At 74.7% G+C, this 9,485-nt stretch carries 8 protein-coding genes, 2 tRNA genes and 1 other RNA gene; 3 read left to right on the top strand and 8 right to left on the bottom strand.

Features of this window, described 5'->3' with window-relative positions; translation table 11 throughout:
* The 8 genes from dnaX to MNZ39_RS18490 all read right to left on the bottom strand — a co-directional run.
* The coding region (gene dnaX, locus MNZ39_RS18525; protein ID WP_242340564.1) for a DNA polymerase III subunit gamma/tau at nt 1-1,191 on the bottom strand (1,191 nt) is incomplete at its 3' end.
* A gap of 28 nt (nt 1,192-1,219) precedes the next feature.
* An RNA gene (ffs, locus tag MNZ39_RS18520) (signal recognition particle sRNA small type) lies at nt 1,220-1,313 on the bottom strand.
* A gap of 65 nt (nt 1,314-1,378) precedes the next feature.
* Nucleotides 1,379-1,468, bottom strand: a tRNA-Ser gene (locus MNZ39_RS18515).
* Nucleotides 1,469-1,719: 251 nt separating this feature from the next.
* Nucleotides 1,720-1,807, bottom strand: a tRNA-Ser gene (locus MNZ39_RS18510).
* Between the two features lie 44 nt (nt 1,808-1,851).
* Entirely contained in the window at nt 1,852-2,304 is a 453-nt protein-coding gene (gene tadA / locus MNZ39_RS18505; RefSeq protein ID WP_242340563.1) for a tRNA adenosine(34) deaminase TadA, read from the bottom strand.
* 57 nt (nt 2,305-2,361) lie between these two features.
* On the bottom strand, nt 2,362-3,168 hold the full coding sequence (locus tag MNZ39_RS18500; protein ID WP_242340562.1) for a hypothetical protein: 807 nt from the start codon (nt 3,166-3,168) through the stop codon (nt 2,362-2,364).
* 17 nt (nt 3,169-3,185) lie between these two features.
* Nucleotides 3,186-4,043, bottom strand: coding sequence for a hypothetical protein (locus MNZ39_RS18495; RefSeq protein ID WP_242340561.1), 858 nt, complete (start codon nt 4,041-4,043; stop codon nt 3,186-3,188).
* A gap of 149 nt (nt 4,044-4,192) precedes the next feature.
* Nucleotides 4,193-5,941 carry a radical SAM protein gene (locus tag MNZ39_RS18490; protein WP_242340565.1) on the bottom strand — a complete coding sequence of 583 codons (1,749 nt, stop codon included), beginning with the start codon at nt 5,939-5,941 and terminating at the stop codon, nt 4,193-4,195.
* A gap of 261 nt (nt 5,942-6,202) precedes the next feature.
* Between MNZ39_RS18490 and MNZ39_RS18485 the strand changes: the two genes are divergently transcribed.
* Genes MNZ39_RS18485 through truD form a run of 3 tightly spaced genes read left to right on the top strand, consistent with a single transcriptional unit; the run spans nt 6,203 to nt 9,473 of the window.
* Entirely contained in the window at nt 6,203-7,141 is a 939-nt protein-coding gene (locus tag MNZ39_RS18485) for a thioredoxin domain-containing protein (RefSeq protein WP_242340560.1), read from the top strand.
* An 11-nt stretch (nt 7,142-7,152) separates the two neighbouring features.
* The gene (locus MNZ39_RS18480) at nt 7,153-8,427 is read left to right on the top strand and encodes a DUF4388 domain-containing protein (RefSeq protein ID WP_242340559.1); all 1,275 of its coding nucleotides are present in this window, start codon (nt 7,153-7,155) and stop codon (nt 8,425-8,427) included.
* Nucleotides 8,424-9,473: a tRNA pseudouridine(13) synthase TruD gene (gene truD / locus MNZ39_RS18475; protein WP_242340558.1), complete on the top strand. Its 1,050-nt coding sequence runs from the start codon at nt 8,424-8,426 to the stop codon at nt 9,471-9,473. The genes MNZ39_RS18480 and truD overlap by 4 nt, the downstream gene beginning before the upstream one ends.
* Nucleotides 9,474-9,485: the final 12 nt, after the last annotated feature.

Raw genomic sequence — 9,485 nt, 5'->3', positions numbered from 1 at the left:
TCCGGCCGCCGGCGGCGGCGGGAGCGGCGCGGGGCCGGCGCGCGGTGGCGGCGGCGCGCCGCGGGCGAGGGCCTCGAGCCGCGCCACGAGCTCCGACACCTGCGCGCCCGGGGCGAGGAACACGCCCGCGAGGAGGGCCACCTCGAGCGCGTAGCGCGGCTGCTCGGCGAGCTTCACGTCCACGACGGCGCGCTGGGCGAGATCGAACAGCCGCGTGAGCTGCGCCGCGTCCACGGCCGCGCCCTGGGCGCGGATCTCCGCGAGCTCGCCGTCCGGGAGGTCCATCGGCGCCGACGGGACGAGCTTCGCGACCACCACGTTCCGCAGGTGCCGCACGATCTCCTCGGCGACGCGCTTCATCTCGAGGCCGCGCGCGTGGAGCGCCTCGAGCTCGACGAGCATCGCGCCGCCGTCGCGCCGGACGAGCGCGCCGCAGATCCGAGAGACGGCCGCCGCGTCGACGGCGCCGAGCGCCTCGGCGACGGCTGCCTCGTCCGGCGTGTCGCCCGCCGCGGCGCGGACCTGGTCGAGCAGCGAGAGCGCGTCGCGCATCCCGCCCTCGGCCTGCCGCGCAACGAGCGCGAGCGCCGCGGGCGAGAGGCGCATCCCCTCCGCCTCGGCGACCTTCGCGAGCTGGTCGGCGATCTGCTGGAGCGTGAGCCGGCGGAAGTCGAACCGCTGGCAGCGGGAGAGGATCGTCTCCGGGACCTTGTGGACGTCGGTCGTGGCGAGCACGAACTTCACGTGCTCCGGCGGCTCCTCGAGCGTCTTCAGGAGCGCGTTGAACGCGCCCGTGGAGAGCATGTGGACCTCGTCCACCACGAAGACCTTGTAGCGGTCGCGCGCGGGCCGGTACTTCACCGCCTCGACGATGTCGCGGACGTTGTCGACGCCGTTGTTCGAGGCGGCGTCGATCTCCACCACGTCGACGGCGCGCCCCTCGGCGATCTCGACGCACGGCGTGCAGACGCCGCACGGATCGGCGGTCGGGCCCTTCTCGCAGTTGAGCGCCTTCGCGACCAGGCGGGCGGTCGTCGTCTTGCCCACGCCGCGCGGACCGGTGAACAGGAAGGCGTGCGCGAGCTGGCCGGTCTTGAGCGCGTTGGAGAGCGTCCGGACCACGTGCTGCTGGCCGGACATCTCCCCGAACTGCTGCGGGCGGTACTTGCGGGCGAGGACGAGGTAGTTCATTCGACCGCCGATCGAAACAAACGAGCCGGCCCACAATCCCCGGGCGCACGGAGGACCACCTACCGTTGCTCCCTTCCGGGCCTGGCGGGGTTTGGCAACCCCCACGTCGCCCGAGGATTCTGGGCCGGCTCAGCCGGCCTTGCCGCCGGTGCGGCCCCTTCATCTAACGAGAAGGGAGCTGCAGCGCTGGCGGAGAGGGTGGGATTTGAACCCACGGTACCGTTCCCGGTACACACGATTTCCAGTCGTGCACCTTCAGCCGCTCGGTCACCTCTCCGGATCTACTGGGGGATACTCGGTTCCCCCTTTGGCTTCGCCAGGGGGAACCTGCGCTCCCCCAGACCCCCTGCTCGCTCCGGTGCAGCCTCAGCCGGCTGCACCTGCGCTCGCTCAGGGGCTTCAATCTTCGCGTTACTCCGCGAGGAGGGAACCTGGAGTCCGTTCCTCGCTTGAACGACTCGCCTGCCGACGTCCGCCGTTCCCGGTGCGTGCTTCGACCGGTAACTGCATAGCCTGCGGGCAAAAGTGCGGAGAGCGAGGGATTCGAACCCCCGGTACCGTTGCCGGTACACCTGATTTCGAGTCAGGCGCCTTCGACCAGCTCGGCCAGCTCTCCGCCGGCGGATGTAACCGATCTCCGGCCGCGTGCCAAGCGGCAACCTACGTGGTCTGCCCGTTTCCGTTCGAGCGCCTGGCGCGGAAGAAGGTACGCAGGAGTTCGCCGGCCTCCTCGGCCATGAGGCCACGCTCCACCGGGAAGCGGTGGTTCAGGCGCGGATCGGCCGAGAGGTCCATCAAGGACCCGACGGCGCCGGCCTTGGGATCGCTCGCCCCGTAGACGAGCCGCTCGATGCGGCCGAGGACCATGGCACCCGCGCACATCGCGCAGGGCTCGAGGGTCACGTAGAGCGTGACGCCGGTCAGGCGCCAGCGCCCGAGGGTGCGGGCCGCCTCCTGGATGGCGAGGAGCTCCGCGTGCGCGGTCGGGTCGTGGGCCGCCTCGCGCGCGTTCGCGCCCCGGCCGACGATCCGCCCGTCGAGCACCGCGACCGCGCCGACCGGCACCTCGCCGCGCTCCGCCGCAGCGCGGGCGAGCGCGAGCGCCTCCTGCATGGCTTCCTCGGGCGTCACCCGCGGGAGGGTAACCCGGAGCGGCCGCGGGCGCGCGAACTACGGCGTGACCGGCGCGGCGCAGACGTGTCCGGCGCCGCAGAGCGCAGGCGCGGTGCAGTCGGCGTCCACCGCGCAGTGGCCCGCCGCGGTCGCGCACGTGTTCGTCGCCAGGTCGCAGCGCTGCCAGGTGATGTCGCAGTCCGCGTCGGCCCCGCACATGCCGGCGTCCGGCACGCACGCGTTCAGCGTCGGCGAGCCCGACGCCAGATCGCAGTGCTGCCACGTCGCGCAGTCCGCGTCGCCCCCGCACATGCCGGCGTCCGGCAGGCACAGGTTCAGCGTCGCCGACCCCGAGGCGAGGTCGCAGTGCTGCCACGTCGGGCAGTCCAGGTCGGAGCCGCAGGCGCCGAACCGGATCCCGCAGGTGTTCGTCGCGAGGTCGCAGGCCTGCCACAGCTTGCAGTCGAGGTCCTGCCCGCAGCGCCCCGGATCCGGGATGCACCGGTTCACGCCCGCGGGGCACCGCTGCCACGACGCGCAGTCCCCCTCGCCGCTGCAGCGCCCGGGGAGCGGCACGCACGCGTGCTCGGTGCAGCTGTTCCAGGAGCCACAGTCGGCGTTGCCCAGGCAGGCGCCGGCCGCGAGGGCGCACCGGCCGCTCGAGCAGGAGGCCCACGCCGCGCAGTCGCGCTCCACCCTGCAGAGGGCCCCCACGTCGCCGGCGTTCAGGTCCGCGACGCAGAGGTCGCCGGAGCAGTGCTGGCCGGCGAGGCAGTCGGGGTCGCGGCTGCAGCGGCCTCCCGGCTCGAGCTGGCAGGCGGCGAGGAGCAGGAGGGGGACGAGCGCGAGGAGTCGGCGGTTCATAGGGGCGATCTTCCTCGCTAGAACCGGCCCGACACGCCGACGCTGGCGCCGCCGTGCTCGGGGGAGAGCGTGGGCGCGAAGGTCCACATCGCGGTGCCGGTCGCCGCCGCGACGCCCCCCGCGACGAGCAGCACCTTCGTGGCGGCTCCGAGCCGATCGACGCGGTCGTATGCCGCCTGGTCGGACCAGCCGAGGGCCGCGCTGCGGTACTTCTCGTCGAGCACGTCCGCCTCTCGCTTGCCGAAGTAGGCGGTCACGGCGCTGGCCGCGACGAGCACCGCGGCAGTGCCGACGAGGCCCTTGCCCGCGGGCCGCATCCACGCGCCCGGCGGCGGGCCGGCCTCGGGCTTGAGCGCGAGCTGCGCGGTGGCCGCCGCCGAGGCCTTCATGGGCTTGGCGCGCGCCGGGGTCGGGCCGGCGGCGATGGCAGGCGCGCCGGAGAGGACGAGCGCCTCGAGGTCCAGGAGCGCCTTGGCGACCGGCTCGGCGTTGGAGACGAACGCGTCCACGCCGACACGGACCGGGCCGAAGGCCCTCCCCGTCCCGTCCACCGCCTGGAGCGAGAAGACGAGCACGCCGCCGGACTCGCGCGCGCTGCCGGTCACCACGACGCCCTCGCCCGCGAGACGGCCGAGACACTCGGGCGCGGGGCGGAGGCCGCAGATGCGGCCGACCGTGAGCTTCTTGGCCGCGACGAACGCGCGGGTCCGCCCGGGGAGGCGCAGGAAGGCGGACTCGACGAGCGCGCGCGCGTCGGCGGAGCCGTCGACGGGGTAAAGCTGCACGGGGACGCTCTGCGCCGCCGCGGGGACGCCGCAGACGAGCGCCAGCGCCGCCACGGCGGCGCGCACGCGCACCCGGTCTCGCTCCCGCATCGTGACCCCTCCCGTCCGCGAGCCGCACGGACGCGGGGACTGTACCAAACGGGCAGGCGGGCGAGCGACTTGCCGGCCGCTGGGACGGCGCGCCGCACCGCCCTTCTCCGCCGATGTGCGCGGGAGTGGTCCCCGGCGCCGGGCCGGCGTCAGCCGACGACCGGCAGCGCCCCCGGCTTCAGCTCGGGGTGGTCCGCGCAGGCGAGGCCGCAGGCGCGGCAGGTCTCCACCGCGCACTTGGGCGTGAGCCTCGAGCCCACGCCGCGGCGGAGCTCGCGGGCGAGGAAGGTCTTCGTGAGCCCCTGGTCGAGGAAGTCCCACGGCAGCCGCTCGTCCACGCCCGCCTCGCGGAGCACGAAGAAGTCGGGATCGTGCGGCCAGCGGCGGAGGGCCTTGCGCAGGTCGCCGCCCTCCTCGCGGTGGGCGAGCTCGAGGAGGTCCGCGCAGCGCCGGTCGCCGCGCGACATGAGCGTCTGGACGTAGGCCTCGCGCGGGCTGAAGAACTCGACGTCGATCCCCTTCGGCCGGAGCGTCTTCTCGAGCAGGCGCCGCTTCTCCTCCAGGCAGCCGCGCTCGTGCATGGGGAGCCACTGGAACGGCGTCCACGGCTTCGGCACGAACGGGTTCACCGAGAGCGAGATGCGCCCCATGCGCCCGCGCTTGCGGGCCCAGGGGAGCATCACCTCCTCGCGGATCCGGACCGCGATGCGCGCCATGCCGAGGACGTCGTCGTCCGTCTCGGTCGGCAGGCCGCACATGAAGTACATCTTCACGTGCTGCATGCCCTGCCCGAGGGCGTGCTCGGCGGCCTGCACGATCTGGTCGTCGGTGAAGTCCTTGTTGATGACGCGCCGCATCCGCTCGGTGCCCGCCTCGGGCGCGATCGTGATCGACCGCTCGCCGCCCGCCGCCATCCGCCCGGACAGCTCCGGCGTGATCGCGTCCACGCGGAGGGACGAGGGGCTGAAGGTCCCGCCGAGCTCGCCGATGTAGCAGGTGAGCGGGTCGAGCCCGGTGTAGTCGGACGTGTCGGGGCCGACGAGGCCGAGCCGGAGCCCGCGCTCGACGCCCTTGCGCGCCTCGGCGCGCAAGGTCTCGAAGTCCACCTCGCGGTAGGGGCGCTGGACGAACCCCGCCGCGCAGAAGCGGCAGCCCCACAGGCAGCCGCGCGCGACCTCGGTGAGGAACAGGTCGCCGAACTGCGCGTCGGGCGAGTCCACGACGCGCGAGGTGGGCTTGCCGCGCAGGTCCGGGACGTAGGCGCGCAGGACGCGCTCGGGGGCGCCGCCGCTCGGGGCGAAGCGCGTCACCCACGCACCCTGCGGAGCGCGGGTGTCGGAGTACGCCACGTCGTAGAGCGCCGGGACGTACGACCCGGCGAGCGCGGCGAGGCGCCGGAGCAGCGCGTCGCGCGGCAGACCGGCGGCGACCGCCTCGCGGGCGAGCGCGAGGAACGGCGGGACGAGCTCCTCGCCCTCACCGACGAGGAAGGCGTCGAAGAACGGCGCGACCGGCTCGGGGTTGATCTGGACGGCGATGCCCCCCGCGACCACCAGCGGGAACCCCTCCCCGCGGTCCTCGCTCCGCAGCGGCAGGCCGGATCGGTCGAGGATCTCGAGGACGTGGCCGTAGTCCTCCTCGAACGAGAGCGAGAAGGCCACGACGTCGAAGTCGCGGAGCGGCCGCCCGGACTCGACCGTGCGCGGCTCCTCCCCCGCCGCGTCCGGCAGGAACGCGCGCTCGCAGAGGGTCCGCGGATCGTCGTTCAGGAGGCGGTAGACGGCGTGGAGCCCGAGGTTCGCCATCCCGAGCCGGTAGGCGTTCGGGTAGACGAGGGCCACGCCGAGCTTCCCGCCCGGCTCCTTGCGGATCGCTCCCCGCTCCATCGGCGCGTGCACGTGTTCCAAGGCCGTCCTCTGTAAGGAGAGCACGGACGGGCCGCACCCTCAAACGGCCCAGGATCCCCCGCGAGCGGGCGAGCGCCGCCCCGGCGTGGGTCCGCGGCGCGGGCGCGAGGCGGGCGCCTTCGCGCGAGCTCGGCGGCTCTAGGGCACGGTCTTTCACGCTGCGTCATGGCGCGCAGGTGCCCCGGCGCCCGCTTGCCGGGCCGGGCGGCGCGGGGTACAGAGATCCGGTCCTCACCTCCCGCGGGAGCTCCGATGCGCGCTCGACCGATCCCCCTCCTCGCCGCGCTCGCGGCCGCCGCCGCGATCTCCGCCTGCGCCGCCCGCTCCCAGAGCCGCCCCGGCGCGGCCGCAGCCGGGGCGCCCGCCACGTCCACGGCGCCCGCCAACGCCGACGATCCGAAGGCCGTCCTGCCCGGCGTCGATCTGGAGGGGCTCTCGCCCGAGCAGCAGCGGGCGGTGGCCGAGTTCGCGCTCGACGAGTTCTGCTACTGCGGCTGCCCGCACACCGTGTCGAGCTGCCTCCACGAGCACGAGAGCTGCGCCCACGCGCCGCGGATGGCGAGCCAGGCCGTCCGGCTCGCGCGCGGCGGCGCCACCAAGGCGGACATCCTCCGCCAGGTGACCGCCTACTACGCGGCGTTCGACCGGCGCGCGAAGCTCACCGTCGCGGACTTCGGCCCGGCGCTCGGGGAGTCCGCCGCGCCCATCGCCCTGGTCGAGTTCTCCGACTTCACCTGCCCCTACTGCCGCGCGGTCCGCCCGCAGCTCGAGGCGTTCGTCGAGCGGCACGCCGGCCGCGTGAAGCTCTTCTACAAGCCGTACCCCATCGAGAGCCACCCCTACGCCGCCGAGGCGGCGCAGGCGGGCGAGTGGGCCCGCGAGAAGGGCCTGTTCTGGCCGATGCACGACCGGATCTTCGGGGCGGAGCACGCCCTCGACGTCGACGGCCTCGCCGATCAGGCCAGCGCGCTCGGCGGCGACGCGGAAGACCTGCGCGCGGCCATCGCCGACGGCCGCTACCGCGCGCGGATCGAGGCGTCGCAGGCGGAGGCGCGCGACGCCGGCCTGAGGGGCACGCCCACGGTCTTCATGAACGGCCGCCTCCTCACGGATCTGTCCGAGGAAGGGCTCGAGCAGTCCCTCCGCGACGAGGAGGAGTGGTTGCAGCACCGCGGCTGGGCGCACGACTAGCGGACCCGCTCATGCCCCTCGTCTTCGACCTCGACGCGCACGGCCGGCTCGTCGCGCACTCCGACGACACCCGCCGCGCCCTCGCCGACCGCGCCGGCCGGTTCCTGCTCCTGCCCGCGGCGCCGGATCTCCTGGTCGCGCGCCGCACGCCCGCCGCGGGCGGCCCCGCCGCGCAGCCGCGCTGCATCCTCGCGGGCGACCTCTCCGGCTTCCCAATCGGCGACTTCGTCGCCTTCATCCACCAGTCGCGCCTCTCGGGCGTCCTCACCGTCGCCTCGAGCGGCGCGGAGCGCTCGGTCGCGTTCAAGGACGGGGAGGTGCGCGGGGCGCAGTCGACCGCGCCGGGCGAGCGGATCGGCGAGGTCGCGGTGCGGCTCGGCTACGCCACCGAGGCCCAGATCGCGAAGGCGGCCGCGGGCGGCCGTCCGCTCGGGAAGGCGCTCGTCGAGTTCGGGTTCGTGTCCGCGAGCGATCTGTGGAAGTGCTTCCACGAGCAGGTGACCGAGGTCTTCCACGCGATCCTGCTCACGCCGTCCGGCACCTTCTTCCTCGTCGACGAGGACGACCCGGAGCGTCCGGGCGCCGCGCTGTCCGTGAACACGCAGTCGCTCCTCATGGACGGCATCCGGCGCATCGACGAGCTGAGCCTCTTCCGCGCGCGCATCCCGGGGCCCCACGCGTTCCTCCGGCGCCGCGAGCCGCGCCGGCCCATCACGCTGAAGCCGCTCGAGCAGACGCTCCTCGGGCTCGTGGACGGGCGGCGCACGGTCGGGGAGATCGCGACCGCCGCGCACGCGAGCGAGTTCGACGCGACGAAGATCCTCTACCACCTCGCCGAGGCCGGCTACGTGGAGACGGTCGCCGAGCCCGCGGCGAACGTCGACCCCGCGGCGCGCTTGGAGGCGCTCGCGGAGGGGATGAACGACCTCCTCCGCGCGACGGTGGCGGCGGTGCCCGCCTCGGGCCGCGCCGCGCTGCTCGAGTCGGTGCGGGGCTACCTCACCGACACCGCCGGCCCGTTCGCGCCGCTCTGGGCTCGCCTCGGGCCCGCCGCCGACGGCGCGCTCGAGGGCGAGGCCCTGCTCGGCAACCTGGGCGCGCTCCCCGCCGGCGTCGTCGCCGGGCTCGCGCCGGGCGGCGAGCGGACCACCCTCCTCCTCCACGCCCTCCGCGAGCTGCTCTTCTTCTACCTGTACCTCGCGGGCGAGCGGATCGACCGGGCCACCGACGACGCGCTCGGCGAGACCGTGAAGCGCAAGCTCTGGCAGCTCGAGGAGCTCGCGTGACCGAGACGCCGCTCGTCACCGCGGAGCTGCCCGGCTCGGGCGGCGCGCTCCGCCGGGCGCCCGAGGACTTCCGCGTCGACGAGGTCCCCGCCTACCTCCCGTCCGGCGCCGGCCCGCACCTCTACGTGCGCGTCGAGAAGCGCGGCCGCACCACCCGCGACGCACTCCGCGCGCTCGCGCGCGCGCTCGGCGTGCCGGAGCGGGACGCCGGCTACGCGGGGCTCAAGGACAAGGACGCGGTCACGACGCAGTGGCTGTCGTTCCCGGTGGCGCGCGACCCCGACCCGCGCGCGCTCGAGTCGGACGGGCTCCGCGTGCTCGAGGTGTCCCGCCACGCGAACAAGCTCCGGGCCGGGCACGTCCGCGCGAACCGCTTCCAGCTCGCGGTCCGCGGCGGCGACCTCGCGCGCGCGCAGGGAGCCGCGGCCGCGCTCGCGGCGCGGGGGCTCGCGAACTTCTTCGGGCCGCAGCGGTTCGGGACGGAGGGCCGGAACGCGGCGGTGGGCCGCGCCCTCCTCCTCGGCGACGGCTCGCCCGAGGCGCGCCGCGCCGCGCGCGATCGCTTCATGCGCCGGCTCTCGATCTCGGCCTACCAGGCCCTGCTCTTCAACCGCTGGCTCGCGGAGCGGATGGCGGACGGCCTGTTCGCGACCGCCATGGCGGGAGACGTCCTGAAGAAGCTCGACACCGGCGGGCTCTTCAACTGCGCCGACCCCGCGGTGGACGGCCCACGCGTCGAGCGCTTCGAGATCTCTCCCGCGGGGCCGATGTTCGGCCACAAGCTGCGGGCCGCCGAGGGCGAGGCGCTCCGGCGCGAGGAGCGGCTCCTCGCCGCGGAGGGCATCACGCTCCAGGACTTCGCGCGCGGCGGCGGCGAGGCGGAGGGGACGCGCCGGGCGGCGCGGCTGCGGGTCGACGTCTCCCTCGCGCCGCTCGACGACGGCTACCTCGCGACGTTCGAGCTGCCGAAGGGCTCCTACGCGACGGTGGTCATGCGCGAGCTCATGAAGGCGGAGGCCGAGCTGCCCGAGGCGGACGAGGACTGACGGCCGTCGCCG

The organism is Anaeromyxobacter sp. SG66 (assembly GCF_022690805.1).
Taxonomy (GTDB): domain Bacteria; phylum Myxococcota; class Myxococcia; order Myxococcales; family Anaeromyxobacteraceae; genus Anaeromyxobacter; species Anaeromyxobacter soli.
This window is presented reverse-complemented; position numbering and strand designations above follow the sequence as displayed.

Bases quoted from the DNA above. Each gene is read 5' to 3' on its own strand.
- tadA (WP_242340563.1), bottom strand. From the start codon at position 2,304: ATGCAGGAGGCGCTCGCGCTCGCCCGCGCTGCGGCGGAGCGCGGCGAG.
- MNZ39_RS18500 (WP_242340562.1), bottom strand. From the start codon at position 3,168: ATGAACCGCCGACTCCTCGCGCTCGTCCCCCTCCTGCTCCTCGCCGCC.
- MNZ39_RS18495 (WP_242340561.1), bottom strand. From the start codon at position 4,043: ATGCGGGAGCGAGACCGGGTGCGCGTGCGCGCCGCCGTGGCGGCGCTG.
- MNZ39_RS18485 (WP_242340560.1), top strand. From the start codon at position 6,203: ATGCGCGCTCGACCGATCCCCCTCCTCGCCGCGCTCGCGGCCGCCGCC.
- MNZ39_RS18480 (WP_242340559.1), top strand. From the start codon at position 7,153: ATGCCCCTCGTCTTCGACCTCGACGCGCACGGCCGGCTCGTCGCGCAC.